Source organism: Coriobacteriia bacterium (assembly GCA_018368455.1).
Classification (GTDB): domain Bacteria; phylum Actinomycetota; class Coriobacteriia; order Coriobacteriales; family UMGS124; genus JAGZEG01.
The window spans coordinates 54,210-80,828 of the sequence record JAGZEG010000001.1; the positions used below are offsets into that span (position 1 = coordinate 54,210).

Annotated in this window: 25 protein-coding genes; 20 read left to right on the forward strand and 5 right to left on the reverse strand. The window is 66.2% G+C overall.

Going from position 1 to position 26,619, the window contains the following annotated elements; all coding sequences use genetic code 11:
- Nucleotides 1-76: 76 nt before the first annotated feature.
- The 8 genes from rplU to rsfS all read left to right on the forward strand — a co-directional run bounded on the left by rplU (nucleotide 77) and on the right by rsfS (nucleotide 6,938).
- Nucleotides 77-433, forward strand: coding sequence for a 50S ribosomal protein L21 (rplU, locus tag KHZ24_00235; protein MBS5449632.1), 357 nt, complete (start codon nucleotides 77-79; stop codon nucleotides 431-433).
- Nucleotides 434-463: 30 nt separating this feature from the next.
- Nucleotides 464-739 (forward strand): 50S ribosomal protein L27, encoded by a 276-nt coding sequence (rpmA, locus tag KHZ24_00240; protein MBS5449633.1) that lies wholly within the window; start codon nucleotides 464-466, stop codon nucleotides 737-739.
- A 90-nt stretch (nucleotides 740-829) separates the two neighbouring features.
- The gene (obgE, locus tag KHZ24_00245) at nucleotides 830-2,293 is read left to right on the forward strand and encodes a GTPase ObgE (protein ID MBS5449634.1); all 1,464 of its coding nucleotides are present in this window, start codon (nucleotides 830-832) and stop codon (nucleotides 2,291-2,293) included.
- On the forward strand, nucleotides 2,290-3,429 hold the full coding sequence (proB, locus tag KHZ24_00250; GenBank protein ID MBS5449635.1) for a glutamate 5-kinase: 1,140 nt from the start codon (nucleotides 2,290-2,292) through the stop codon (nucleotides 3,427-3,429). Before obgE ends, proB begins: the two co-directional genes overlap by 4 nt.
- A 155-nt stretch (nucleotides 3,430-3,584) precedes the next feature.
- Entirely contained in the window at nucleotides 3,585-4,853 is a 1,269-nt protein-coding gene (locus KHZ24_00255; protein MBS5449636.1) for a glutamate-5-semialdehyde dehydrogenase, read from the forward strand.
- Nucleotides 4,854-5,552 (forward strand): nicotinate-nucleotide adenylyltransferase, encoded by a 699-nt coding sequence (nadD, locus tag KHZ24_00260; GenBank protein ID MBS5449637.1) that lies wholly within the window; start codon nucleotides 4,854-4,856, stop codon nucleotides 5,550-5,552.
- A gap of 23 nt (nucleotides 5,553-5,575) precedes the next feature.
- Nucleotides 5,576-6,361 carry a bis(5'-nucleosyl)-tetraphosphatase (symmetrical) YqeK gene (gene yqeK / locus KHZ24_00265; protein MBS5449638.1) on the forward strand — a complete coding sequence of 262 codons (786 nt, stop codon included), beginning with the start codon at nucleotides 5,576-5,578 and terminating at the stop codon, nucleotides 6,359-6,361.
- Nucleotides 6,362-6,497: 136 nt separating this feature from the next.
- Complete coding sequence (gene rsfS, locus KHZ24_00270) at nucleotides 6,498-6,938, forward strand: ribosome silencing factor (protein ID MBS5449639.1); 441 nt, start codon at nucleotides 6,498-6,500, stop codon at nucleotides 6,936-6,938.
- Nucleotides 6,939-7,065: 127 nt separating this feature from the next.
- On the opposite strand, the gene KHZ24_00275 is transcribed toward rsfS, so the two are convergent.
- Nucleotides 7,066-8,727, reverse strand: coding sequence for an FAD-binding protein (locus tag KHZ24_00275; protein ID MBS5449640.1), 1,662 nt, complete (start codon nucleotides 8,725-8,727; stop codon nucleotides 7,066-7,068).
- 181 nt (nucleotides 8,728-8,908) lie between these two features.
- Between KHZ24_00275 and KHZ24_00280 the strand changes: the two genes are divergently transcribed.
- Entirely contained in the window at nucleotides 8,909-9,829 is a 921-nt protein-coding gene (locus KHZ24_00280) for a LysR family transcriptional regulator (GenBank protein ID MBS5449641.1), read from the forward strand.
- Between the two features lie 19 nt (nucleotides 9,830-9,848).
- Here KHZ24_00280 and dinB read toward each other — a convergent pair whose 3' ends face one another.
- From dinB to KHZ24_00295, 3 genes are all read right to left on the reverse strand, one after another.
- Nucleotides 9,849-11,114: a DNA polymerase IV gene (dinB, locus tag KHZ24_00285; protein ID MBS5449642.1), complete on the reverse strand. Its 1,266-nt coding sequence runs from the start codon at nucleotides 11,112-11,114 to the stop codon at nucleotides 9,849-9,851.
- A 49-nt stretch (nucleotides 11,115-11,163) separates the two neighbouring features.
- Nucleotides 11,164-12,438 (reverse strand): HAMP domain-containing histidine kinase, encoded by a 1,275-nt coding sequence (locus KHZ24_00290; protein MBS5449643.1) that lies wholly within the window; start codon nucleotides 12,436-12,438, stop codon nucleotides 11,164-11,166.
- Nucleotides 12,439-12,519: 81 nt separating this feature from the next.
- The gene (locus KHZ24_00295; GenBank protein ID MBS5449644.1) at nucleotides 12,520-13,215 is read right to left on the reverse strand and encodes a response regulator transcription factor; all 696 of its coding nucleotides are present in this window, start codon (nucleotides 13,213-13,215) and stop codon (nucleotides 12,520-12,522) included.
- A 279-nt stretch (nucleotides 13,216-13,494) separates the two neighbouring features.
- On the opposite strand from KHZ24_00295, the gene rpsP reads away from it, so the two are divergent.
- From rpsP to ppdK, 9 genes are all read left to right on the forward strand, one after another.
- Nucleotides 13,495-13,818 carry a 30S ribosomal protein S16 gene (gene rpsP, locus KHZ24_00300; protein MBS5449645.1) on the forward strand — a complete coding sequence of 108 codons (324 nt, stop codon included), beginning with the start codon at nucleotides 13,495-13,497 and terminating at the stop codon, nucleotides 13,816-13,818.
- 2 nt (nucleotides 13,819-13,820) lie between these two features.
- Nucleotides 13,821-14,129, forward strand: a complete 309-nt coding sequence (locus KHZ24_00305; protein MBS5449646.1) for a KH domain-containing protein — start codon at nucleotides 13,821-13,823, stop codon at nucleotides 14,127-14,129.
- 3 nt (nucleotides 14,130-14,132) lie between these two features.
- Nucleotides 14,133-14,675 carry a 16S rRNA processing protein RimM gene (locus tag KHZ24_00310; protein MBS5449647.1) on the forward strand — a complete coding sequence of 181 codons (543 nt, stop codon included), beginning with the start codon at nucleotides 14,133-14,135 and terminating at the stop codon, nucleotides 14,673-14,675.
- An 8-nt stretch (nucleotides 14,676-14,683) separates the two neighbouring features.
- Complete coding sequence (trmD, locus tag KHZ24_00315) at nucleotides 14,684-15,559, forward strand: tRNA (guanosine(37)-N1)-methyltransferase TrmD (GenBank protein ID MBS5449648.1); 876 nt, start codon at nucleotides 14,684-14,686, stop codon at nucleotides 15,557-15,559.
- 7 nt (nucleotides 15,560-15,566) lie between these two features.
- Nucleotides 15,567-16,349 (forward strand): signal peptidase I, encoded by a 783-nt coding sequence (lepB, locus tag KHZ24_00320; protein ID MBS5449649.1) that lies wholly within the window; start codon nucleotides 15,567-15,569, stop codon nucleotides 16,347-16,349.
- Between the two features lie 80 nt (nucleotides 16,350-16,429).
- Nucleotides 16,430-17,338 carry a glycine--tRNA ligase subunit alpha gene (glyQ, locus tag KHZ24_00325; protein MBS5449650.1) on the forward strand — a complete coding sequence of 303 codons (909 nt, stop codon included), beginning with the start codon at nucleotides 16,430-16,432 and terminating at the stop codon, nucleotides 17,336-17,338.
- Between the two features lies 1 nt (nucleotide 17,339).
- Nucleotides 17,340-19,451, forward strand: a complete 2,112-nt coding sequence (glyS, locus tag KHZ24_00330; protein ID MBS5449651.1) for a glycine--tRNA ligase subunit beta — start codon at nucleotides 17,340-17,342, stop codon at nucleotides 19,449-19,451.
- A 90-nt stretch (nucleotides 19,452-19,541) separates the two neighbouring features.
- On the forward strand, nucleotides 19,542-20,462 hold the full coding sequence (locus tag KHZ24_00335; GenBank protein MBS5449652.1) for a kinase/pyrophosphorylase: 921 nt from the start codon (nucleotides 19,542-19,544) through the stop codon (nucleotides 20,460-20,462).
- Between the two features lie 326 nt (nucleotides 20,463-20,788).
- Nucleotides 20,789-23,515 carry a pyruvate, phosphate dikinase gene (ppdK, locus tag KHZ24_00340; protein MBS5449653.1) on the forward strand — a complete coding sequence of 909 codons (2,727 nt, stop codon included), beginning with the start codon at nucleotides 20,789-20,791 and terminating at the stop codon, nucleotides 23,513-23,515.
- 218 nt (nucleotides 23,516-23,733) lie between these two features.
- On the opposite strand, the gene KHZ24_00345 is transcribed toward ppdK, so the two are convergent.
- The gene (locus tag KHZ24_00345) at nucleotides 23,734-24,789 is read right to left on the reverse strand and encodes a hypothetical protein (GenBank protein MBS5449654.1); all 1,056 of its coding nucleotides are present in this window, start codon (nucleotides 24,787-24,789) and stop codon (nucleotides 23,734-23,736) included.
- A gap of 268 nt (nucleotides 24,790-25,057) precedes the next feature.
- Between KHZ24_00345 and rplS the strand changes: the two genes are divergently transcribed.
- Both rplS and KHZ24_00355 read left to right on the forward strand, forming a co-directional pair.
- A complete protein-coding gene (rplS, locus tag KHZ24_00350; GenBank protein MBS5449655.1) occupies nucleotides 25,058-25,399 on the forward strand; it encodes a 50S ribosomal protein L19 in 342 nt (113 codons plus the stop codon).
- Between the two features lie 163 nt (nucleotides 25,400-25,562).
- Nucleotides 25,563-26,417 carry a ribonuclease HII gene (locus tag KHZ24_00355; protein MBS5449656.1) on the forward strand — a complete coding sequence of 285 codons (855 nt, stop codon included), beginning with the start codon at nucleotides 25,563-25,565 and terminating at the stop codon, nucleotides 26,415-26,417.
- The last annotated feature ends 202 nt before the right edge of the window (nucleotides 26,418-26,619 follow it).

Sequence of the window (26,619 nt, forward strand, 5' to 3'; positions counted from 1 at the left end):
CAAATTCGTTGACGCCTGTTTTTCTGCCTGATATTATCGGCAATTGCATTTGTAGCGACCTGGAAGGTATCAACACATGTACGCAATCGTCTCCACTGGTGGTAAGCAGTACAAGGTCTCCGAGGGCGATGTCATTCACATCGAGAAGCTCGAGGGCGAGGCTGGCACCGCCGTCACGTTCGACGACGTCCTGTTCATCAATGATGGCAAGAAGGCCATCGTTGATCCCAGCAAGCTTGAGAAGGCGAGCGTGACTGGCGAGATTCTCGAGCAGTACCGCGACAAGAAGGTGCTCGTCTTCAAGTTCCGTCGTCGTAAGCGCTATCACCGTACGCGCGGCCACCGTCAGTACCTGACGAAGGTCAAGATTACGGGCATCAACACCGGTGCTGCCAAGCGTGCCGCCAAGGCCGCCGAGCCCGTCGCCGAGTAACGTCGTTTCTTCTGAGCAGGGAGCTTTCTCATGGCACACAAGAAGGGTACCGGTACCACCCGTAATGGTCGCGACTCCGCCGGCCAGCGACTCGGCTGCAAGCGTTTTGACGGCCAGATCGTCAAGAGCGGTACCATCCTCGTTCGTCAGCACGGCACGCACTTCCACCCCGGCGTCAACGTCGGTCGCGGCAAGGATGACACTCTGTTCGCCAAGGCCGAGGGCGTCGTGAAGTACACGAAGGGCATCAAGCGTCGCGTGAACGTCCTTCCGCTCGAGACGGCCTCCGAGGCTGTCGCCGAGTAGGCCGCTTTCAGAACGCATCGCTTCACATCGTTTCGCGCCGACCCCTGTAGCACAGCTGCTGCAGGGGTCGTTTGGTATCAGGGGGTACTCGTGTTCATCGACCAGGTCCACATCAACGTCAAGGGCGGCAACGGCGGCGCCGGCTGCATGTCGTTCCGCCGCGAGGCGCACGTGCCCAAGGGCGGGCCCGACGGCGGAGACGGCGGTCACGGCGGCGACGTCGTGCTTGTGGCAGACCCGCGCAAGTCCTCGCTCGTCGACTACCGCTTCAAGCACCACTTCCGTGCCGAGCGCGGCACGCACGGTCAGGGTTCGAAGAAGGACGGTGCCTGCGGCAAGGATCTCGAGCTGAGCGTGCCGCTCGGGACCGTCGTCTACCAGCTCGACTTCGAGACGCAGGAGCGCCTCTACCAGTTGGCCGATCTCACGCACCCCGGCGAGCGCGTCGTCGTGGGCGAGGGCGGGCACGGCGGCAGGGGCAACACGCACTTCGTGACGTCCGTGCGCCGCGCGCCGACGTTTGCCGAGAAGGGCGAACCGTCCGAGGAGCACTGGATCGAGCTCGAGATGAAGCTCCTGGCCGACGTGGGACTCGTCGGAATGCCGAGCGTCGGAAAGTCGTCACTTATCGCCCACATGAGCGCGGCGCGCCCCAAGATCGCCGATTACCCGTTCACGACGCTGCAGCCCAACCTCGGCATGGTGCGTGTCGGAAACTACGACTACGTCGTGGCCGACATCCCCGGCCTCATCGAAGGCGCGTCCGAGGGCAAGGGTCTCGGCCACGAGTTCCTGCGCCACGTCGAGCGCACGGCTCTTATCATGCACGTCGTCGACCTGTCCGGCTCCTACGAGCAGCGCGACCCCGTGCACGACTACGTCGTCATCAAGCGCGAGCTTGCCCGCTATGCCGACGATCTCGCGCAGCGCCCGTTCGTCGTCGTCGGCAACAAGTGCGACCTGCCCGGCACGGAAGAGGCGAGCCGCCGCATGGCGGAGGTTGCCGCCGCCGACGGCGTTCCGTACTTTGCCGTGTCTGCCGTGAGCGGCGCCGGCATGCACGAGCTCATGCTCGAGGTTGGACGCATGGTGCGCGAGCTGCGCACGGAGGCCACGCAGGAGCAGCCCGCTGACCAGCACGAACAGTACGACCAGGTATGGGCTGCCGCCCGTCACCGTCGCGAGCAGCGCTTCGCCATCGAGGCGGAGGAGCCGGGCGCATGGCGCGTGCGCGGCCGCGCCGTCGAGCGCATGGTCATCATGACGGACTGGGACAACGACGAGGCCATCATCTACCTGCAGCATCGCTTTGAGCGCCTCGGCCTCGATGACGCGCTGGCCAAGGCGGGCGCGCGCAACGGCGACACGGTGCGCATCCTCGGATATGACCTCGAGTACACCGGCGGGGCGGATCGCGCTGACGACGTCGTGCCGGAGGACGCTGCCGACGAGCTCGAGTGGGTCGACGTCCAGGTGTTCGAGGGCGAGGGCGAGGAAGGCTCGGGTTACGAGGTAGCCGACGAGGGCGAAGAGGACGGGGAGAGCGCCCGATGAGCGACGCGGGTGCGGCTCCCGGGGCGTGGCCGGCGGCCCGGCGCGTCGTGGCGAAAGTGGGCTCTGCGACGCTGATGGGCCCCGATGGCAGGCTTGACGAGGCGTTCATCGGTTCGCTGGCTGACCAGATCGCCGGGCTCGTGTCCGACGGCTGCGAGGTCGTGCTCGTGAGCTCCGGAGCAATCGCGGCAGGCATCCCGCTGCTCGGCCTCGACGCCCGGCCCACGGACATGCCGTCGCTGCAGGCGTGCGCCGCTGTGGGCCAGGTCGGCCTCGTGGGCACGTATGCCCGTGCGTTCGCCCGGCACGGCCTGGGGACGGCCCAGGTTTTGCTCACGCGCAACGACACGGCGCTGCGCAGCGCCTACCTGCACGCGCGCCAGACGATAGAGCGCCTGCTCGCCCTGGGCGTCGTGCCCGTCGTCAACGAGAACGACACCGTCGCCGTCGACGAGATCCGCTTCGGCGACAACGACTCGCTGGCCGCCATCGTGGGCTCGCTCGTCGGGGCCGACCTCGTCGTGCTGCTGTCTGACATCGACGGCCTGTACACGGCTGACCCGCGTCGCAACCCCGACGCCCGCCTCGTGCCGGTCGTCGACCACGTCGACGACGCACTGCTCGCCAGTGCGGGCGGCGCGGGGTCGACGGTAGGCACGGGCGGCATGATCACGAAGGTGCGCGCCGCCCGCATGATGCAGATGGCCGGCATCCCGCTGACGATCTGCCTGGGCAGGGCTCCCCACGCGCTCGTGGACGCGGTGCGCGGTGCCGCGATCGGCACGCGCTTCGTTGCCGACCCCAGCGTTGCCCGCGAGTCGTCGCGCAAGCTGTGGATCGCGCTTGCTGGACATGACGCGGGCTGCGTGACGATCGACGACGGTGCGCTGCAGGCGCTGCACGGCGGAAGCTCGCTGCTGGCCGTGGGCGTCACGGGCGTCGAGGGGACGTGGGCGCGCGGCGACGTCATCGCGGTGCGCGACGCGCAGAACGCCCTCGTGGCGCGCGGGCTGGCGGGGTACTCGTCGCAGGAGGCGGATCTGACGCGTGGGATGCGCAGCGAGCTGATCGCGCGGGTTGCGCCGGAGCTCGAAGGCACGCCGCTTATTCACCGCGACGAGCTCGTCGTATTCTGATCTGCTGAGACAGGGGAGGTGTTGTGGCACGCCATCTGCTGCGCTGGACCGGGGTTCACGTATCTTCATACGCTTCGCCCCGTTCCATCTTGCATCTGACGCACCGCGACGCCTCCTGACGTTGTAGATCACGTCAAACGTTACGGAGGGATCCTATGTCTGAGGCGCGGGAGAGGGCGGAGGCGGCGCGGGGAGCGGCGCGCGAGCTTGCCCGGTGCGGGTCGAGCGTGCGCAATGAGGCGTTGCGGGCCATGGCGCGGGCGCTGCGCGACGAGACCCCGGCCATTCTTGCGGCAAACGCCTCTGACGTCGCCGTGGCTCGCTCGGCGGGCACGTCGGATGCCCTCATCGATCGTCTGTGCCTCGACGAGGGCCGTGTCGATGCCATGGCGCGTGGCCTCGAGGCCATCGCTGACCAGCCCGACCCGCTCGGGCGTGTGACGTCGGGCCAGCGCCTCGCCAACGGGCTTGCTATCGAGCGCGTCACGGTGCCGCTCGGCGTCGTCGCGATGATCTACGAGGCGCGTCCCAACGTGACGTCCGACGCGGCCGGCCTGTGCCTCAAGGCAGGCAACGCCTGTGTCCTGCGCGGTGGCTCCATGGCGGCGCGCTCCAACGTCGCCATCGCCCGGGCGCTGCAGGGCGCCATCGAGCGCTCCGGTCTTCCCCGCGGGGCGATCGGCCTCATCGAGTCGACGGATCGCAGCGAGACTGACGAGCTCATGGGCCTCGTGGGCCTCGTCGACGTACTCATCCCGCGCGGCGGCGCCGGTCTCATCCGCCACTGCGTAGAGAGCGCCAAGGTTCCGGTCATCGAGACGGGCACGGGCAATTGCCACGTCTACGTGCACGCCGCGGCGGACGAGCGCATGGCGCTCGACATCATCCGCAACGCCAAGACGCAGCGGCCTGGCGTGTGCAACGCCTGCGAGTCCGTGCTCGTGGACGAGCAGATCTGCGAAGCGTTCCTTCCGAGCCTCCTGAGCGCCTGCGCTCAGTGGGGCGTGCTCGTTCACGGGGACGAGAAAACCGTCTCGGCAGCCCGCCGTGCGGGCATTGCCGCTGACGCGTGCGTCGAGGCGACCGAGGACGACTGGGGCCGCGAGTACCTGGCAATGGAGCTGTCCGTGCGACGGGTCCACGACTTGGACGAGGCTATCGTGCACGTCAATCGCTACGGCACGGGCCACTCCGAGTGCATCGTCACGAGCGACTATGCGGCGGCAGAGCGCTTCCTGAACGAGGTGGACGCCGCGGCCGTTTACGTCAACGCTTCGACGCGCTTCACGGACGGTGGCATGTTTGGCCTGGGGGCCGAGATCGGCATCTCGACGCAGAAGCTACACGCACGCGGTCCCATGGGCGTCGAGGCGCTCGTGACGACGAAGTACCTGTGCCGCGGCGCCGGACAGGTGCGGCCGTAGATGGCCGACGACCGGTTTCGCGCGCTTGCACCGGGGGAGGGCGCCGTCATTGAGTGTCTGCGGGCGCGCGCTGCGGGGGGCCGCAAGCCCCAGCTCGGCATCGTCGGCGGAACGTTCGACCCGATCCACCTCGGGCACGTTGAGATGGGGCTGGCTGCCCGCGACGAGCTTGGTCTCGACGCGCTGCTGTTCATGCCCGCCGGCGTTCCGTCGTTCAAGCGCGACGCGCATCTTGCCTCCACGAAAGACCGCCTTGCCATGGTGCGCATCGCTACGGCGTGCCTGGCCGGCGCCGTTGGCGTGAGCGAGCGCGAGACGGCGCGCCCCGGCATCACGTACACGTCTGACACCCTTGTCGAGCTCGCGCAGCTCTGCCCTGAGGGCACGTGCCTGACATTCGTGCTAGGCGCCGACTCGCTCGAGACGTTGCCGTTGTGGCATGATGCGCCCGCTATCGCGCGGCTTGCCCGCATCGCCGTGGCGCGGCGGGCCGGCCATGACGTGACGTGCGCCCTTGCCGCGCTCGACGCGAGCGGCCTGGACTTCGACGTTGCCGTGCTCGAGCGCGTTCTACCCGATGTCTCTTCGACGCTCGTCCGCTCGCGCGTCAGGGAGGGCGGAGACGTCGCGGATCTCGTGGGCTCGCAAGTGGCGGCCTACATCGCCGATCATGGCCTCTATCGCTCTTCGCAGCGATGAACATGTGTGAGAAAGGACGTCCCATGGGCAAGAAGAAGAAAAAGAAGCAGGGCAAAAAGGCGGCTAAAAAGGCGTGCGAGACGCTGTTGGCAGGCACGGAAAAAAGCCCGACCGTCGCTTTCGAAGCGCCCGCTATGGGGCCGGACGGCCTTCCCACCGAGAAGGGTTATGCCTGGGCGGGCCCCGAGCCACTCATCGCGGACGCCGCGCTGCGCACGTACCTCAGCGTCCTTCGGACCGAGGTCGAGCGCCATCTCACGGGCCATCGCCTGCGCCACAGTCTGTCCGTTGCGCGCACGGCGGGTCGCCTCGCAGCCGCGCACGGCGTCGACCCGTTCCTGGCGACGGCGGCAGGCTTGCTGCACGACTGGGACAAGACAAAGCAGCTCACGACCGATGACCTGTGGGCGAAGGCCGAGCGCTACGGCCTGGTGGAGGGGGAGCGCGATCCCCGCATGGCGCCCATCCTGCACGGCTGGACGGCGGCGGCGAGTCTGCCCGAGACGTGGGACCTACCGGCCGAAGTGTTTCAGGCCATCTCTCGCCATACGATCGGCGCGACGGACATGAGTGATCTCGACATCGTCGTATACGTCGCGGACATGCTTGAGCCGCTGCGGGGAGACGACGCCGAGTACTGGGAGCTGCGTCGTCTCGCGCAGGGCGACCTGCGCGCGCTGTTCGCGGCCTGCGCGCGCCAGAGCTGCCTGTGGGTCATCGAGAGCGGCCGCTATCTCTACCCCGAGGCCATTCGCGTGTGGAATGCCTACGAGCCGTACCTTCCCGACGCCCTGCGGCGGGGTTGGTAGCGGCGTAGAGCCCTTATACTTGCCCTGACATGCCGCACTCGACGCGCCCGTACTTGGACGGTCGTGAGAGGACGGCACGCAACGTGGATAGGAAAGCGCGACGTTGCCGGAAGGTAGCCTGCGCTGAGAAAGGAATGTGTACGTGGAACCCCTTGAGCTTGTAAGCAATATCTGCCGCATCATTGACGAAAAGCAGGGCAGCGACGTCGTCGTGCAGGACCTGCGCGGCCTGTCTGACATCACGGAGTACTTCGTCATCGCTAGCGCGGCGAACAATCGCCTCGTCGACGCCATCGCCGACGAGATCGAGAACAGCCTGCGCCCGCTGGGCGAGCGCGCCTTCGCCATCGAGGGCCGCGAGGAGTGCACCTGGGTGCTCATGGACTTCGGCTCCGTGCTCGTCCACCTGTTCCAGCCCGAGGCGCGCGCGTTCTACCGCCTCGAGCGCCTGTGGGGCGACGCTCCGCGTGCCACGGTTGTCGACGGCGAGCTGGGCGCTTTCGAGGGCGAGGCCCCCAAGGCGCGCGTAGGCGTCGGCACGGACAGCGCCGGCACGAAGGTGCACGCCGACGACTAAAGACGTCCCACGTCAAAGAGCCGAGTGACGTGGCCTACGGCTTTTAATCAAGACGGGGGTGGATCCGAACGAGATTACTCGCCGGATTCACCCCCGTCATATTTTGTGCCTCAAACTGAGGGATGCCCTACTTTCCCATGATGTGTTTTGCGGCGATATAGCCCATGACGGCACCTTGGCCCAACGTTGCGCCGCCTGCCCAGTAGCCAGCTACGCCTGACGAGCAATTGCCCGTGGCATATAGGCCAGGTATCTCCTCGCCGTCGACGTTGAGAACCTGGGCGTTCTCATTGATGTGCAGGCCGCCACGCGTGCCGCCCATCATGCCGGGCACGTAGCGAACGCAGTAGAACGGCCCCTGTTCTACGGTGCCCAAAACGCTGGTCTGGGGTTCTGCAGCCGGGTCGAGCTGGAGCATGGCACCCATCATGGCAAGCGTGTTGGCTGAGACGACCTTCTCGCCGCGGTGCCAAACAGGATCCTTGCCCTGGGCCGCATTTTCATTGAATGCGGCCATTTCCTGCAGCAAGGCCTCCTTGTCGATGCCCATGCTATCTGCCAGTTCCTCGAGCGTGTCGAACGCGAAGACATAATCGGGCAGGTTGTCTGTTGTCGAGTAGCCTGGCATCAGATAGAGCGAAGCATACTGTGCGTCGGCAATCCAATAACCGGGGATGTTTACGTACTCCATTGTTCCGGTGTCATACGTTCCGAACGCGCGGTTCATGGTGTCATACATCGTGCTCTCGTCACAGAAGCGCCTGCCCTTGTGGTTGACGATCACGGAATGGGGCAGACCACGAGGCGCAAAGGCATCTGAACCGAGCTGGTTGGACTCAAAGACCGTTGGATCGAAGTCAGGCGTGGTGACAAAGTACGGACACCCAAACGTCGTGTCCATATAGGCGAGCTCGCCACCGATCTTTGCGCCCATGCGTTGCCCATCGCCCGTATTCGTGACCATGCCGTTGGACCGCATATAGGGGAAGGGCAGATACAGCTTCCGCATTTTTTCGCTGTACTCAAAGCCACCCGTGCCCAGAATTACGGCGCGCGCCTTGACGCGTGTCCCGTCTGACAGGATCACGCCTATGACGACGCCTGCATCGTCGGTTACCAGGTCGTTGACGGAGACGCCCATCACGAGCTCGACGTTATCGTGGGACTCCAGGTACTCCTGGTATGCCGGCCACTGCTTCGGCGCGGAGAGTTGATTGCCCTCCTTATCGAACGGATACCAGCTGCCGTGCCCAAACGCGTTGGGCAACGACGCCTCGTACAGCTCGTAATAGTCGCCAAATGCCTGGTTGATGTGTCCCCAGCGATCCCAGTCGAATGTATCGACAACGAAGTGGGCGAACTCGTTGCAGGTATCGACGAAGGAGGCCTGGACGTTTTCGTCCATGCGTCCGTCGCCAACGCCCCTCATGTACTCAAGCACGCTGTCACGTGTGTCGGAGATGCCTTCCGACTCGCCGTAGTCAAGCATCGCAAGCGCATAGCCGCCGCCAGAGACACCCGAGGTGCCGCCGAAGATGGAGTCGCTCTTCTCTACCACCAGGACGGATGTCGCGCCAAACTCTGCGCATGCGATGGCGGCGTGGACGGCCGTGCCCGTTCCGGCGACGATTACCTCAACTTCTTTGTCCCATGTCTCATCTTCTGTGGTTGCCTCGCTTGCCTGAGCAATTACGCCGCATGTTGATGCCGCGGTGGCCATGCTGACGAGCGCGGCTCCCTTGAGGGCGTCCCTTCTGGTGAGTGACGCATTGCTGCTGGGAGTTACCATGCGAATCCCCCTTCTCGCTCCGGATATACAGCGTGCTGCCGTGCCCCTTGCGCGGCATGTCCAGGCGAGAATAACGCGATGCCCGGTTATCGCGGTAATACGTATACTGTCGATGTAGCATAAGCTTTTCGATATGGCGTCCTTGGACAACGAGAGGCGTTCGGATGCCAAGGGGGAAGACATGAAGATCGAGCAGCTTAAGGACTACATCGTCGTTGCGAAGAGACGGAATATCACGCGATCCGCTGCTGAGCTGCATACGTCGCAGCCATCGTTGAGCATGCGCATTTCGTCGATCGAGAAGGAGATTGGCTGCCCGTTGTTCGAGCGCTCGAATAATGGTCTTGAGCTTAACGAGTCGGGTCGCGTGTTTCTTGACCATGCCCAGAGACTTGTCACCCTATACGAAGAAGGAGTACGGAAAGCGCGTCTCGCCCGGGGAGTGGAAACGGTCAGGATTGCTGTTGATCTTTCGACGGACCTTGCTCGGGCTCTGCCGAGTTCTGCTGAGATGCCTTTTAGGATAATAGAGCTCGACATTAACTCGCCTGCCGTTGACGCGGTTGCGTTGGGCCAGATCGACTTGGCCGTTGAATCGGACTATTCATGCATACCTGTCCTCTGCGACGAAGCGAGTAGATTGGGCATTACGTATCTTCCTGTGGGTCAAGGATCCAACTTCCTTGCAATGATGCGAAGTCATCCACTTGCCGAAAAAAGTGAACTCAGGCGTGCTGACCTCGACGGACAGACAGTTGTTGTCAACAGTGGAATGCACCTCGATCGATGGTCTAAAGCGATCCAGCATATTATTGGCCCAGAGATACGCTTGAAGTTTCGTCTTAACCAAGTCGGGAGTTATGGCGATGCCGCCCTTGCGGACTTTGGAGATGCCATCTATATCTGCGGTTCGAGCTCGTCTCGCCCCGTCCTCGAACGTAGGGAGGACGTGGTCGTTTTCGATGCACTCGATGGCAGGCCCATTATGTTTCCGACGGCGCTGGTGTGTCGTGCGGCCGATCTTGAGGATGACGGGGGAGCGGTGGGCCGCTTTGCGCGGGCGTTCGTGGACGGGACGGCTCGTGTTGGGAAGACGTCTTAGGCGTGAAGCCCCTTTCTCGTTACGCGTCGTCCTTGTGCTGGGGCGCCGTATTGGACACGCGTTCGCGAAAGCGCAGCTCGCTGCCGTACATGAGCGCCGCGTCCCCGAAGCGCTCGCGCAGGCTGTCCGTCGCGCGGGCCAGGGCGTCGCTGCGCTGTCGGGCGCCTTCCTGGGCCTCCACGTCGTCGAACAGGCTGGGCTGCACCGTGTCGTGTGCCTCGAACTGCGAGACTCCCACGCCCATGAGGCGTATGGGCATGCCGGGGGCCCACAGCCCGGGCAGCAGAGAGCGGGCACAGCTCGCGATGACGTGCTCATCGTCGGTCAGCCCCGTGACGCCGTGGCGGGCCGTGCGCGACTCGCCGACGCGGTAGGTCACCTTGAGCGTTACGACGTGGCCGCGCAGCCCCTTGCGGCGTAGCCTGCGGGCCACGACGGAGCTCAGGTAGCTGATGGCAGCGCTGATGTCGCCCTCGTCGGTGAGGTCTTCGGAAAACGTGCGTTCGTTGGAGACGGACTTCACGTCGTCGGGCGCCGCTCGCTCTGCGACGTGCGAGACCTCTCGTCCCGATGCGCGCACGACGAGGCGCGGGCCGAGCACGCCCAGGCGGGACTCGAGCTCGTGCGGGTCGGCGGCGGCGAGCTGGCCCAGCGTGTGGATGCCGAGCTTTGCGAGCGTTGCCTCCGTGCTCGGCCCGACGCCGCTCATGGCGCGCACGCTCATCGGTGCGAGAAACGCCGCCTCTGTGCCGGGGTAGACGACGGTGATGCCGTTGGGCTTGTTGCGCTCCGAGGCGATCTTGGCGCATGTCTTGTTCGTGGACAGCCCGACGGAGCACGTGACGCCCAGCTCGGCGACGCGCGAGCACACGCGGCGCACTATGTCCACGGGACCTTCTCCTGCGAAGCGTCCCGGCGTCACGTCAAAGAACGCCTCGTCGATGGAGACCTGCTCGACATAGGGGGTCTCGTCCCCCAATATAGCCATGACGCGGGCAGACATCTCTCGGTAGCGGTCGAAGTGGCCATTCGTCCAGATGGCGTCGGGGCACAGGCGGCGCGCCTGGGCGGAGGGCATGGCGGAGTGGACGCCGAACCGGCGCGCCTCGTAGGAGGCGGTCGACACGACGCCGCGCCGCTCAGCGTCACCGCCCACGATGACGGGCTTGCCTCGCCACTCGGGATGGTCGAGCTGTTCGACCGAGGCAAAGAACGCATCGAGGTCGAGCAGGCCCACGGCGGGCCCGACCCATTGGCCGCTCTCTATGTGATGCGTCTCATCCATACTGGCAGTATAGTACACGTGTTCGTGTTGTGGGCGCGAACCGCCGGATCTAGAACGTGACGGTGAACGTCGTGCCCTCTCCCTCGGCGCTCGCCACTGCTATGCGCGCTCCGTGGCTCTCCGCGATGCTCTTGGCGATGGCGAGGCCCAGCCCGTAGCCGCCGCCGGCCTGGTGCGTGCGCGCTGCGTCCGAGCGCCAGAAGCGGTCGAACACGTGGGGCAACTCTTCTTTGGGGATGGCAGGCCCCGTGTTGTGCACGCTGAGCACGGGCCTGCCCTTGTGGCTCGCGGCGAGCTTGACGTCGACGGTGCCCCCCATTCCCGCGTACTTCACGGCGTTGTCGATGAGCGTCTTGACGAGCCGCTCGAGCGATGCTTTGTCTCCGCGCACGACGAGCTTGGGCGCGACGCTCTCCTTTACCTCGACGCCAGCCTCGAACGCCACGGCGTCAAAGGCGAGCGAGGCTTGGGCCACGAGCGCTGACAGGTCGACGTCTGCCAGGTCGAGCTTTGCCCGAGCTCCGCTGTCCTCGTCGCGCGCGAGCGTCAGCATGTCCTCGATGAGACCGCGCATGCGCGTCGCCTCGGCGGATGTTCCCTCGACCCAGCGCATCTGCTGGCCCACGGTCTGCTCGGGATGTGCACGCAGGATGTCGTTGTTCGCGATGATGACGGTGAGCGGCGTCTTAAGCTCGTGTGATGCGTCTGCCACGAAGCGGCGCTGCTGCTCCCACGTGCGCTCGACGGGGCGTGTCGCGAAGCGGGCCAGCAGCGTGCTCGCCAGCAGCAGCACGGCGAGCACAACAAGGCAGACGCAACCCGTGAGCTCCGCAGTTGTCGTGATCTGCCTGTTAAACTGAGTCGCGTCCGTGAAGGCGAGCATCGTGTCGCCCAGCTCGGTCTTGCGCATGTAAAACACGCCGAAGTCCTTGAGCTGGCCCTCGTCGTCCTCCGCCGTGAGCGCCTGCGCTATGGCGGCGTCGCGGATGTTCTCGTTCATCGTGACAAGGTCCTCGTTGGAGTCGATGATGTCGCCGGACGAGGAGTCCACGAGGAAGACGGCGGTGATGGGCAGCGTCGTGCCTGAGCTGTCGACGATCTCCTGCGTCGCCGAGCCGGAGCGCGCGTAGGGGTGGCGGCTGCCGACGCTCAGCACGAGCACGTCCTCGGGGCCGTTCGTCGTGGCGCGCTTCAGGGCCGTGTGGATGTCCTGGTACTCCGTGTGCCACACGAAGGCGAGCACAACGAGGAACGCAACGATGGTCACGAGGCCGACGAGCGACATCGTGATAAGGACGATCTTGCGACGCAGCCGCTTCAACATGGGCGTGCCCCCTGCGCTTCTCGGCGAGCCTCTCCGGGCGCGCCTGCCGTGGTATGCCGCCGTGTGCGCCTGCCTGGCACCTTATGCGAAGTCGGGAGCCTGCGCATCGGGCGTGTCGAGCCGGTAGCCTAGCATGCGGATGGTGCGGATGGAGACCGTCGAGCCGAGAAGCGACAGCTTCTTGCGCAGGAAGGAGATGTAGGCCTCCACGTTGTTGGCGCCGGCGTCACCCTGCGTGCCCCAGACGCGGGTGAGCAGCGTCGACTTCGCCAGCGTCGTCTGCGGGTTGCTCATGAGGAGCTTCATGACCTCGCTCTCGCGCCACGACAGGTGCACGCTGTTCGACCCGCACGACAGGTTCATGTCGGACAGGTCGAGCGTCAGGTCGCCGAAGCTCAGCGTGTTCAGCACGACGTCGCCCGTCCGCCGAGACAGCGCGCGTAGGCGGGCGAGAAGCTCCTCGGGGTTGAACGGCTTTGTCATGTAGTCGTCGGCGCCACAGTCCAGGCCGTCGACCTTGTCCTTGACCTCGCTGCGCGCCGTCAGCATGAGGATGGGCGTCGAGACGCTCTGCGCGCGCAGCTTGCGAGCGACCTCGAATCCGTCCATCTCGGGCAGCATGACGTCGAGCACGATGACGTCGTACATGCCCGTCTTGCCGTAGTCAAAGCCCTGACGCCCGTCGTTTACGACGTCGACGCCCCAGTGCTGTTCGCGCATGATGTGCGCGAGGGCTTCGGCCAGGTTGTTCTCGTCTTCGACAACTAGTACGTTCATGACGGTCCCTTCTCTCGCGCGTCGCGCCACTTGGGGTCGGCCTGGGCACTACGATCCATGCGCGGTATGCTACGAGGTCGCTCTGAAGTCGTCCTGAAAGTGAAGCGCGACGTCCCGATTCTCCCGGGCTCTCCACAACACGGCGCCCTGTCGGGAGCGATTCCACGTAATTCGTGAGCATGAAATCATCACGCTGTACGGTCGCGTAATGAGGTATCATGCTTTCTCGCTGTATATCGTCCCACGGGCTTCGGCCCGACGTGTACCAAGGAGCTTTCATTGTCTGTCAAGATTCGCCTCGCGCGCCACGGTTCCAAGAAGAACCCCTACTACCGCATCGTCGTTGCTGACGGCCGCGTCCAGCGCGACGGCCGTGCGATCGAGGAGGTCGGCCGCTACAACCCCATGGTCGAGCCCTCGATGGTGAAGATGGATCTCGAGAAGATCGACGCCTGGATCGCCAAGGGCGCCCAGCCCACCGATACGGTCGCTCGCCTCATCAAGGAGTTCCGCGAGCCGAAGCCTGCGGTCGAGAAGCCCAAGAAGATGAGCAAGAAGGCTGCCGCCAAGGCCGCTGCCGCCGCTGCTGAGGCTGCCGAGTAACCATGGCTGACGCAGAGGTTCTCGACGAGGACGTCGACGTCGACGCCGACGACGGTGAGCAGGAGCTTCCCAGCGATCGTGTCGCCGATCTGGTCGAGTATCTCGTCGTCTCTCTTGCCAGTGATCCCGACGCCATCTCCATCGAGGTGACGGATGGTCCCGAGTCCTCGCTCATCGAGGTGCACGTTGCCTCTGATGACGTGGGACGCGTTATCGGGCGCCATGGGCGTGTCATCAAGGCCGTGCGCACGCTCGCACGTGCCTGTGGCGCACGTCAGAACATCTCCGTTGACGTGGAGGTTGTGGAGTAACTCATGCCTACGAATGCCGTGACGCCCTACATCAACGTCGCGCGCATCGTTCGGGCCCATGGTAAGAAGGGGGAGGTCGTCGTAGCTCCGCTCGACGGCCTCCCTTTCTGTCTTGAGCCCGGTATGCGCGTCTGCCTGACGCCGCCCGATCTCGAGGGCGAGCGCTTCCGTACCGTCTTGAGCGTCAACGACCGCGGACCGGCGGACCTCATCGCGTTCTCCGGCGTGGCATCGATATCCGACGCGGAGGCCCTCGTCGGCAAGCTCGTGCTCGCTTCTCGTGCCGACGTGCCCGACGTCGTGCGCGAGCAGTCCGTGCTATCGTGCGTCGGACGCTCTCTCGTCGACACGCGCCATGGCGACATCGGCGTCGTCGAGGAGGTTATGCAGCTTCCCGCCAACGACGTCTGGCGCGTTGAGGGCCCGTTTGGCGAGCTCCTTGTTCCCGTCATCCCCGACGTCGTCGACGAGGACGCCATCCCTGCCCACGGGCCCATCGAGGTTCACCTGCTCGATGGTATCGTCCCTGACGAGGCGCAGCGGTGAGCGCTCCGCTGAGGCTCGAGGCGCTCACGGTGTTTCCCGAGATGTTCGAGCCCATCATGTCGACGTCCATCATGGGGCGTGCGCGCCGCGCGGGCCTCTTCGAGTTCGCGGCGCACGACCTGCGCGACTGGACGCACGATCGCCACCGCACCGTCGACGACGCACCGTTCGGCGGCGGCCAGGGCATGCTCATGAAGTGTGAGCCCATCTACGAGGCCCTTGACGAGCTGTGCCCGCCCGACGACCCGGCATGCGTCGTGTTCTTCACTCCGACGGGCGAGCCGTTCTCGCAGGCTATGGCTGCCGAGCTGTCGCAGGAGCGCCGACTTCTCTTCGTGTGTGGCCACTACGAGGGTATGGATGAGCGCGTGTATGCCCGGGCGACGCGCTGCGTCTCCCTGGGAGACTACGTGCTCACGGGCGGGGAACTCGCGGCGCTCGTTGTGTGCGACGCCGTCGTGCGTCTGCTGCCCGGAGCCCTTGGCGACGAGATGAGCGCGGCGGACGAGTCGTTCTCTGACGACGGCCTGCTCGAGTACGCGCAGTACACCCGTCCTGCCAACTTCCGGGGTATGGGCGTCCCCGACGTGCTGCTGTCGGGCAACCACGCGCTTATCGCGCTGTGGCGGCGCGCCGATGCCATCGTTCGCACGTGCGAGCGCCGCCCCGATCTCATCCCCAGCGCACGTCTCACGCAGCGCGAACGCGAGGTCGCCGATCTTGTCGCCGCTCGCATCGCTTCCGACGACGTTGCCGATCTCGTGCCGTTTGCGTTTGCCGAACTTCAGAGGAAGCCGAAGCGCCGCCGGTCTCCGCGGGGCAAGCTGGCCTACAATGGGAAGACTGATACGCCCACTGCCCAGGAGGCCCTGCCCCATGACTGATGAAGATATGACGCGCGCGTCGCGGCCCGGCGAGACGGCTGACGCTCCGGCGCCGCAGGCAAGCGCCGACGCTTCCGTAGCGCAGGCGGGGGAGAGCGGCCCAGAGGGACAGGGCGAGCCCCAGCGCAGGGGAGGCTTCTTGGCCGGCGTCGGCGAGTTCGTCATCGCGTTTGCCATCATGGCCTTGGCCATCTGGCTCATGCGCCTCTTCATCATCGAGCCGTTCACCATTCCCACGCGCTCCATGGTGCCGACGATCGTGCCGGACGACTCCGTCTATGCCGAAAAGATCTCCATCAAGGCCGCCGACTTTAACCCAACGCCGGGCCAGGTCTACACGTTCATCAACCCCGAAGACCCCTCCGAGACGCTCATCAAGCGTGTCATCGCCACGGAAGGCCAGGTCGTCGATCTGCGCGACGGTTATGTCTACGTCGACGGCGTCAAGCTCGACGAGCCTTACACCCACGGACAGAAGTCCGAGGCGATGCGTTCGACGGCCGGCGTCACCTATCCCTATACCGTGCCCGAGGACTGCTTCTGGGCCATGGGCGACAACCGTGGTAACTCGGGCGACTCGCGCGTGTTCGGCGCCGTGCCTGTCGACAACATCACGGGCCACGCCGTGTTCCGCTACTGGCCCATCGTGCGCTTCGGGGATCCGCAGACGATCGACCTCGGCTGGTTCTCGTTCGAGGCGCGCCCGCTCATCGTGAACCTCGGCCCGCTCGACTACACGTCGGCCGAGGACAACCCCCAGAAGTCCCTGGGCTCGGGCGACGCCTCGTAGCGCCTTGCCTTGCCCCATCGTCGTTTACTATCGTGCGCTGGCGTCCGTGCGTCTGCGCCGAAGCGAAAGGAAGTGCGTGCATGAACCCGGACGCCTTGACGTTCCAGGAGATCATCCTCGCCCTGCAGAACTACTGGGCGAGGCAGGGCTGCGTCGTGCTGCAGCCCTATGACAGCGAGGTGGGCGCCGGCACGTTCCACTGGGCGACGGCGCTGCGCTCGCTGGGTGACAAGCCGTGGCGCACGTGCTATGTCCAGCCGTGCCGCCGCCCGGCTGATGGCCGCTATGGCGAGAACCCTAACCGCCTGCAGCACTACTACCAGTTCCAGGTGCTCATGAAGCCGTCGCCCGACAACCCCCAGGAGCTGTACCTCGACTCTCTGCGTGCCATCGGCATCGAGCCGTCCGAGCACGACGTGCGCTTTGTCGAGGACGACTGGGAGAGCCCGACGCTCGGTGCCTGGGGCCTGGGCTGGGAGGTGTGGCTCAATGGCATGGAGGTGACGCAGTTCACCTACTTCCAGCAGGTGGGCGGCATCGAGGTCGGCCCTGTGCCCGTCGAGATCACGTACGGTCTCGAGCGCCTCGCCATGTACATCCAGGGCGTCGACTCTGTGTACGACCTGGTGTGGACGCGCACGCCCGACGGCGGCACGTTTACGTATGGCGACGTCTACCTCGAGAACGAACGCGAGTTCTCGACGTACAACTTCGAGCTCGCTAACGTGGACCTCATGCGCCGCAAGTTCGACGAGTACGAGGCTGAGTGCATGCACTGCCTCGAGGCAGGCCAGCCGCTCCCGGCCTACGACTGCGTCATGAAGTGCTCACACTCGTTCAACCTGCTCGACTCTCGCGGCGCTATCAGCGCCACGGAGCGTGCTGCCTACATCCTGCGCGTCCGCGCCATCGCCAAGGCATGCTGCGAGGCGTGGCAGGCTCACGAGGACGCTGTCGCCGCACAGAACAACGCCGGGGAGGTTGCCTAGCATGGCACAGACGAAGGAGCTCGTCTTCGAGATCGGTACGGAGGAGCTGCCCTCCGCGGCGCTCACGAAGATCCTCGAACACATGAAGGCGCTCGTCGAGGAGGGCTTGGGCGCTGCGCACCTGGGTTACGAGGCGGTCGAGTGCCTGGGCACGCCGCGTCGCGTCACGACGTTCGTGCACGGCCTCGAGCCGCAGACGAAGGCCGTCGAGCAGCACTTCCGCGGCCCGGCCGCCGCCCAGGCGTTTGACGCTGACGGCAACCCCACGAAGGCCGCCCAGGGCTTCGCGCGCGGCAAGGGCGCCGACGCCTCTCAGCTCGTCGTGCGCGAGCAGGACGGTCGCGATTACGTGTGGATCGACGTGTCGACGCCGGCCCGCCCGGCTGCCGACATTGTGCGCGAGGTGCTCGCCACGGCCGCCGGCAAGGTCAACGACAAGCTGACCGGCCTGCGCACTCAGCGCTGGGGCACGCACACCTGCCGCTTCTCGCGCCCCGTGCGCTGGCTCGTGTGCCTGCTCGACGCCGACGTTGTGCCCGTCGAGTTCTGCGACCTCGTTGCTGGACGCACAAGCCGCGGTCATCGCCTCATGAACCCGGGCGACATCGAGATCGCCTCCGCCCAGGATTACCTCTCCGCGATGGAGTCCGTGCACGTCATCGTCTCGGGGGAGCGTCGCGCCGAGATCATCCGCGCCGGCATCGCCGAGATCGCCGAGCGCGAGGGACTGCGCGCCGACACGCCGAAGCGCACGTTCGACGAGGTCGTGAACCTCGTCGAGTGGCCCACGGTCGTGCAGGCGGACTTCGACGAGGAGTTCCTTCAGGTCCCGCACGAGATCATCTGCGAGTCCATGCTGTCCAACCAGCGCTACTTCCCGCTGTACGACGCGAACACGGGCGCGCTGACGAATCACTTCCTGCTCGTCTCCAACGGCGACCCGGCGCGCAGCGACGTCATCGCGAGCGGAAACGAGCGCGTCGTGCGCGCCCGCCTGTCTGACGCGAAGTTCTTCTACGACGAGGACCTCAAGCACCCGCTCGAGCACTACGTCGACCGCCTCGCCGTCGTCGGCTTCCAGGAGAAGCTCGGCACGATGCTGCAAAAGACGCAGCGCGTCGAGGCGCTCGCTCTCGCCACGGCCCAGGCGAGCGGCGCCGACGAGCAGACGTGCGCCCTCGCTCAGCGTGCGGCACATCTCGCCAAGGCAGACCTCGTGACGAGCGCCGTCGTTGAGTTCACAAGCCAGCAGGGCGTCATGGGCGGCTATTATGCCACGGCGTGTGGCGAGGACCCGCAGGTCGCGCTCGCCATTGCCCAGCAGTATCGCCCGCGCTTCGCCGGCGACGAGCTGCCTGACGGCCTCGCGGGGCGCTTCGTCGCCCTGGCTGACAAGCTGGACACCGTGTGCGGCATTTTTGCCATCGACGAGGCGCCCACCGGCTCGTCCGACCCGTTTGCTGTCCGTCGCGCGGCCATCGGCATCATCAACATCTGCCGTGCCGAGCCCCAGATCTCGCTCGTTGCCGCCATCGCCGCTGCGCTCGATGGCCTCGCGTCCCAGGGTATCGCGTTTGACCGTGCCGCCGTGCAGCAGGCCGTCGAGGCCTTCTTCGTCGGCCGCCTCGCGACGATCGCCAAGGACGAGGGCGCCTCGCCCGACACGGTCGAGGCGGTCAAGGCCGTCGGCGTCATCGAACCGGTCGAGTTCCTCGCGCGCACCGCAGCTCTCGAGCACGCGCGCCGCGAGTCGCCCGAGCTGTTCGACGACCTGGCGAGTGCCTACGTGCGCGCCGACCACCTGCGCGTCGCGGAGTTGGGCGACGACGTCGACCTCGCGCTCGCGGGCGACGAAGAGCGCAACCTGCTCGCGAGCGTGGACGAGGCCGTCGCCGGCGTCGAAGCAGCGCTGGCGGGCGAGGGCGGCTACCCGGCTGCCATCGAGGCGCTCGCCCAGCTGCGCGCGCCCATCGACGCGTTCTTCGCTGATGTCATGGTCATGGATCCCGACGAGGCGCTGCGGGAGAACCGCCTGCGCCTGCTAAACCGCTTCGTCTCCGCGTTCGCGCGTGTCGCCGACGTGGGCAAGATGGAGAAGAAGGACAAGAGGTAGGAAAGCACTCGCGCCGTTCTCACGTCAGGGGCGCCACCCGGCACATCGGGCGGCGCCCCGCCCGTTTCCGCCGAGGAGAGGTCTTCGCCCATGCAGACGCCCACGCCCGTATCGTCCGGCACCATCGACCAGCCGCTCGACTTCCACGGCGCGCAGTCCGTCCCCACGATCCACGTCATCTCTGACTCGCTCGGCGACACGGCGGCGGACGTTGCCCTTGCCGCCGCCGCGCAGTTCGATGCCGGCATCGTGCACATCGAGCGCCTGCCCAAGGCGTCGTCGCTGCGACAGATCTCCGAGTACCTTGACGCCCACCTCGCCCAGGACGGCCCCGAGCACTTCCTCGTGTTCCACACGATCGCGAACCGCGAGCTGCGCACGGCGCTCGAGGCCGAGCTCGTGCGTCGCAAGGTTCCGCACATCGACGTGCTCGGTCCGGCGCTCGACGCCATCGCGCAGCTGACGGGCGAGCAGCCCCACGGCCAGGCGGGCGTCATCCGCCGCACGGACGAGCGCTACTTCCGCCGCATCGAGGCCATGGAGTTCTTCGTCTCGCACGACGATGGCCGCAACCCGCAGGACCTCACGAAGGCCGACATCGTGCTCGTCGGCGTGTCTCGCACGAGCAAGACGCCGCTGTCCATGTACCTGTCGTTCCACGGCTACAAGGTGGCCAACATCCCGCTCGCCAAGGGCTCCGAGCCGCCCCACGAGCTGTTCGACGTCGAGCCGTTCCGCGTGTTCGGCCTCATGAGCACGCCGGAGGTGCTCTCGACGATCCGCAACGAGCGGCTCGGCTCCGACCGGGTACGTGAGGTGGCGGGCGCCTATGCCGATCCCTGCGCCATCGCCGACGAGCTCGACGAGGCGCGTGCGCTCATGCGCCGGCTCGGCTGCATCGTCATCCACACGGACGGGCGCGCTGTCGAGGAGACTGCCCAGGTCATCCTCGGGTACTTCGACCGCGCCGAGGCCCTGTGGGAGGCGCGCCGTCGCACGCAGCAGGACTAGCCTGAGGCAAAGGCCATCTGTTCGGCGGCAACAGGCGGGTCTGTTGACCGCCTGTTGCCGCTGCGCCCGCGCCGCTCGCAGCTCGCTAGTTTGACGGTTCGGTGAACGCCGTCCGCTGAGCGGCCCGCTGGGGACGCTGAGTGGCGATACCCCTATCTACCTCGCGGTATTTCTGCCCTGTTTCGACCGTTCAAGGACTGACCCCTCGCCGTACTGCCTCCTTGCGCGATACCATTTGCGGGTACTTCACTCGTGCGGGCAAGCCCCGCTCTCACCCGTATGGGCGCCGCCCGATTGCGGCGCCGCGCGACGAAGGAGACAACAGAGTGTCCGAGATCAAGCGCATCTACCGGTTCGGTAAGGACGCCCAGGGCCACGACGTGACCGACGGCTCCGCCTCCGAAAACTACATCCTCGGCGGCAAGGGCGCCAACCTCGCTGAGATGGCGAAGATCGGCCTGCCTGTCCCGCCCGGCTTCACGATCACGTGCCAGACGTGCATGGAGTACGCCAACGGCGGCAACACGTGGCCCGAGGGCGTGCTTGACCTCATCGAGGAGGCCCGTCGTGACCTCGAGGAGCGCGCCGGCAAGCGCCTGGGCGACCCCGAGGATCCGCTGCTCGTCTCCGTGCGCTCCGGTGCCCCCATGTCGATGCCCGGCATGATGGACACGGTGCTCAACCTCGGCATGAACGACCAGTCCGTCCAGGGCGTCATCAAGCAGACCGAGAACCCTCGCTTTGCCTGGGACTCGTACCGCCGCTTCATCCAGATGTTCGGCAACGTCGTCATGGGCGTCGACTCCGACCTGTTCGAGAACGCGCTGACGTCGCGCAAGATGATGGCCGGCGTGCGCGTCGACACGGAGCTGTCCGCCGACGACCTGCGCGAGCTCGTGGGCGACTACAAGAAGATCTTTTCTGATAACGTCAGTGCCACCGAGCATCCCGACCTCGTGGGAGCTTCGGGAGAGGTCGAGTTCCCGCAGGATCCCGACGTGCAGATGGTCCTCGCCATCCAGGCCGTGTTCGGCAGCTGGAACAACAGCCGCGCCATCCTGTACCGCAAGCAGAACAAGATCGCCGACGATCTGGGTACGGCCGTCAACGTCATGAGCATGGTGTTCGGCAACAAGGGCAACACGTCGGCCACCGGCGTCGCCTTCACGCGCAACCCCGCTGACGGCACGAAGGAGTTCTACGGCGACTACCTCGTGAACGCCCAGGGCGAGGACGTCGTGGCCGGCATCCGCAACACGGAGCCCATCGAGACGCTCAAGCACACGCCGGGCCTCGAGGAAGCGGGCGAGGAGCTCGAGCGCGTGTTCGGCATCCTCGAGAACCACTACCGCGACATGATGGACATCGAGTTCACCATCGAGCAGGGCAAGCTGTTCATGCTGCAGACGCGTGTTGGCAAGCGCACGGCCGCCGCTGCACTCAAGGTCGCCATCGACATGGAGTCGGAGGGCCTCATCACGAAGCAGGAGGCCCTGCTGCGCGTCGACCCGAGCCAGCTCGACCAGCTGCTCCACCCGCAGTTCGACACGAAGGCCGACTACCAGGTGCTCTGCAAGGGCCTCAACGCCTCCCCGGGCGCCGCGGTGGGCGGCATCGTGTTCTCCTCGGCTGACGCCGTCAAGGCGCACGAGGAGGGCAAGGACGTTATTCTCGTCCGCTGGGAGACGAACCCCGACGACCTGGCAGGCATGGTTGCGGCTAAGGGCATCCTCACGAGCCACGGCGGCAAGACGAGCCATGCGGCCGTCATTGCCCGCGGCATGGGCGCTCCGTGCGTCTGCGGTGCTGACGCCCTGCGCATCGACGCCTCCAAGAAGGAAGTCACCGTCAGCGGCACGGACATCGTCCTGCACGAGGGCGACGTCATCTCCATCGACGGCTCGACGGGCACGGTCGTGCTCGGCGCCGTCAAGCTCGTGAGCCCGACGCTCTCCGGTGACCTCGAGACGATCCTGACGTGGGCCGACGAGGTGCGCAAGCTTGGCGTGCGCGCCAACGCGGACAACCCCGCCGACGCCGAGCTGTCCCGCAGCTTCGGTGCCGAAGGCATCGGCCTCGACCGCACGGAGCACATGTTCCTGGGCGAGCGCAAGCAGATCATCCAGAGCTACATCCTCACGGAGGATCCGGCCGTGCGCCAGAAGGCGTGCGACGACCTGTCCGCCGCCCAGACGGGTGACTTCTACGGCATGCTCAAGGCCATGGACGGCCTGCCCGTCACCGTGCGTCTGCTCGACCCGCCGCTGCACGAGTTCCTCGACGACCCGCGTCGCCTTGAGGTCGAGATCACGCGCATGGAGTGCGAGGGCGCCGATGCCGAGGAGATCGCGGCCAAGCGCAAGCTGCTCGCCCAGATCGACGGCATGATCGAGGCCAACCCCATGCTCGGCCTGCGCGGCTGCCGCCTGGGCTTTGTCTATCCCGAGCTGCCGGTGCTGCAGGTGCGCGCCATCGCCAACGCCACGGCCCAGCTCAAGAAGGAGGGCTTCGACCCGCGCCCGCACATCATGGTGCCGCTCGTGGCCGTCGACACGGAGCTCAAGGCCATGCGCGAGACGATCGAGCAGACTATCGCCGAGGTCTCCCAGGCCACGGGTGTCGATCTGTCCGGCATGCCTGTCGGCACGATGATCGAGCTGCCGCGCGCTGCCGTGACGTCCGACCAGGTCGCCAAGTACGCCGACTTCTACAGCTTCGGCACGAACGACCTGACGCAGACGACGTTCGGCTTCTCGCGTGACGACGTCGAGGGCAAGTTCATGCCCATCTACCTCAAGCGCAAGATCGTGACGCGCAACCCGTTCGAGACGGTGGACGACGGCGTCATCCGCCTTGTCAAGATGGCCTGCGAGCTCGGTCGCCAGACGAACCCGGGCCTCGAGCTCGGCGTGTGCGGCGAGCATGGCGGCGACCCCGAGTCCATCCAGAAGTTCTATGACACGGGTCTCGACTACGTGAGCTGCTCGCCGTATCGCGTGCCCGTCGCGCGCCTCGCCGCGGCCCAGGCAACGCTGCGCTCGAAAGTTCGGTAGCGCTCGAGAGTTCGCATTCACCCGGGGCCTCGACGGCCCATCCCCTGTGCTCAAACAGCTTCGCCGCGCGTAGGGCGCGCGGCTGCAGAACTGCGCCAGGGGATGGGCCGTCGAGCCCGTGCATGGCTCCTCTCGAAGAAAGAGAGGGGAATAAGCGAAGAGGCCCCGCGCTCCTGGAGGGAGGGCGGGGCCTCTTTTGTGTGGCGTGTGGGTCGGGGCTACTCGACCGGGGTGTAGTACTGGATGAAGTCGGCGGTGATGGCGGGGATCTGAGACGTGGTGCCGTCGCCGTTGTCGTGCTCGACGAGCCCCGTCACCGTGCCTGCGACCTCGACGTGCGAGTCCTGGGCGAGCGCGCCGTCAACACCGGTGAGGTCTGTGAAGTTCGTGCTCGTGACCTGGATGAGGCAGGTGACGTCGCCCGAGCTCGCCATCAGCGCAACGGAGCCGTCCGTTCCGGACTGAACCGACGTGATGACGCCCTCCATGGCGATCTGGGTGCCGACGTAGGACGGGTCGGTCGTCAGCGTTTCAACGAGCGGGTCGTACCAGGGCCAGTCGTAGCTGTTACCGAACGCGACAGGGCGCAGCACGAGGTTACCCTGCGCCGTCGTGACATCGCTTGCGGCCTGCGCGATCTGCTCGGCGGAGGCGCCTGCGTCATCGACGACGGTCTGCGCGCTTGCCATGGCGCTCTGCAGCGCGGCGATGCTTGCGGCCGTGTACGTCGGGCTCGCGGTGTTCTCGTCGACATAGGCCTGCGCGCTTGCCATGGCGCCGGTCAGGGCGGTCTTGTCCTCCTGGTTTGCTGCCGCGTTGGGCGTCGAGGAACCGCCGTCCGTACCGGTGCCATTTGACGCGCACGAGTTGATGCCGACGCTTAGGAGCGCGACCAGCGCGACGCCGGCGACGGCCGCCGCGATGAAGGGCGGGTTTGCGTACAGCGGCTTCTGGAATGCGCCGCAGTGCGGGCAGCGCGTCTGGGAGGGGTCGACCGGCTTGCCGCACACGCGGCAGGGGCGCCCCGTGCCGAGGTAGTCGCCGCCGCGAGAGACGGCCCGGGGCGAGGGGGAGACGTCCTCGGGACGTTCGGCCTGCGGCTCGGCAGCCTCGGCTGCCTGCTGGGGGCGCGGGGTGCGCGTGCGGGCGGAGCCGGAGCGCCGCGCGTTGCCAGACGTGTGCCGACGGAAGCCCACGGACCTGTCGGTCTGCTGTGCGTCGTCTGTAGGCTGATTTGCGCCGCGCGACGTGGCGGGCGTTCGGTCTTCCCTCATGGGGCCTCCCGGGGTGTGACGTATCTGTCGGGCGTGCACGCCCGCATGTGCCGTAATATGATGGCAAGGATACCCGTTGTGCGAACGGCGTACCGCGACGCGCACGAGTATCCGTCAAAAGGGCGAGGCTGGCTTCGCTATATCTCCATCATACACCCGGCCAATCTCCTTGCCACGTCGAGGGAGTTTTGCGTATACTCCTTTCTTGCTGAATGAACGGGCGCTCGCGGCACGATCCGGGCGCGACTACTAGGAACGGATTACGAACATGGATTACATCCGCGCAATCGAGCGCCAGCAGATTCGTGAGGACCTCCCCGAGGTCAGGGTTGGCGATAACGTCAAGGTGCACTATCGCATCAAGGAAGGCGACCGCGAGCGCATCCAGGTGTTCCAGGGCGATGTCATCCGCAAGTCCGGCCCTGGCGCGCGCGAGACGTTCACCGTTCGCAAGGTTTCCTACGGCGTCGGCGTTGAGCGCACCTACCCGGTGCACTCGCCGAAGATCGCGAAGCTCGAGGTTGTGCGTCACGGCCACGTCCGTCGCGCCAAGCTGTACTACCTGCGCAACAGGGTCGGCAAGGCTGCCCGTCTGCGTGAGGTTCGCTAGTCGTCTGCTTTCGGGCAGCGCGTGCGTTCTATCCTTTTGCATGAAACGCCGTTCCGCGCTATGCGGGGCGGCGTTTTTTCGTGAATGCCCGTCTTGTGATAGCTGCGCATCGGGACGAGAAAGGGGTGCCGCAATGGCTGGGGAGGACGAGAGCCGGGAGGGGATGGCGCGCGCTCGAGGGGGGCGCCTGACGGTCGTGCAGGTGCGCGCTCTGTTCGACGAAGCCCGCCTGCGCGACGAGGCCGACGACGCTTCGGACGGTGCTGCCCAGGAGCGGCTCGCCGCGCGCTTTGACGACGACGCCCGCGCACGGGTTGCGGCGCTCGTGCGCTCGACGCGCCGCCGCCTTGATCGCCAGCGTGCCGAGCGAGACCGCGTGCGCGAGATGTACCGACTCCAGCGCGAGCTCGGGGGGCCGGGCGTTCTGCTCGGCGTCGACGAGGTCGGGCGTGGGTCCATCGCCGGCCCGCTCACCGTGGGCGCCGTCGCCCTTCCTGACGAGCCGATCGTGTGGGGCGTCAACGACTCCAAACAGCTGACGCCCGAGCGCCGCGAAGAGCTGGCGGTCCGCATTCGCGACGTCGCGCTCGCTGTGGGTATTGGCCACGCCTCTCCCGAAGAGATCGACGCCTGCGGCATGGCGGCCTGCCTACGCATGGCCATGCGGCGCGCCATAGAGGCATCCGGCGTCGACGCTGCTGCCGTGCTCATCGACGGCCTGCCCGTGCACGTGCACCCGCGAGAGGTGACGCTGCCGCACGGCGACGCGCGCGTCGCCTGCATCGCCGCGGCGTCCATCGTCGCCAAGGTCGAGCGTGACGCCATCATGGTGCAAGCCGAGCAACGCTACCCCGGCTACGGCTTTGCCGCCTCCAAGGGCTACGCCTCGCCTGAGCACATCGAGTCAATCCGCCGGCGCGGCATCACCGACTACCATCGCGCCAGCTTCTGCACCCACTTTCTGCCGAGTGGCGGCGAAGCGGCTCTTGGCGGACTTTTCGAGCAGGCTGAGGAATAAGCCCGTCAGGAGGGGCGTTCTGGCCTGCTCACACGTCCCGTGAGCTGCTCTGTCAGGCGGGTGTATGTCTTACGTCAGATGGCCGGTAGATTGCCGTCAGACATGGGACAGCTCCCCTGCGCAACGCTGTCCTTCGCCGCACGCCCGCGGCACGGACAACGGAAAGGGGAGCGCATGGGACCACATGCCATGGCGAGGGGCG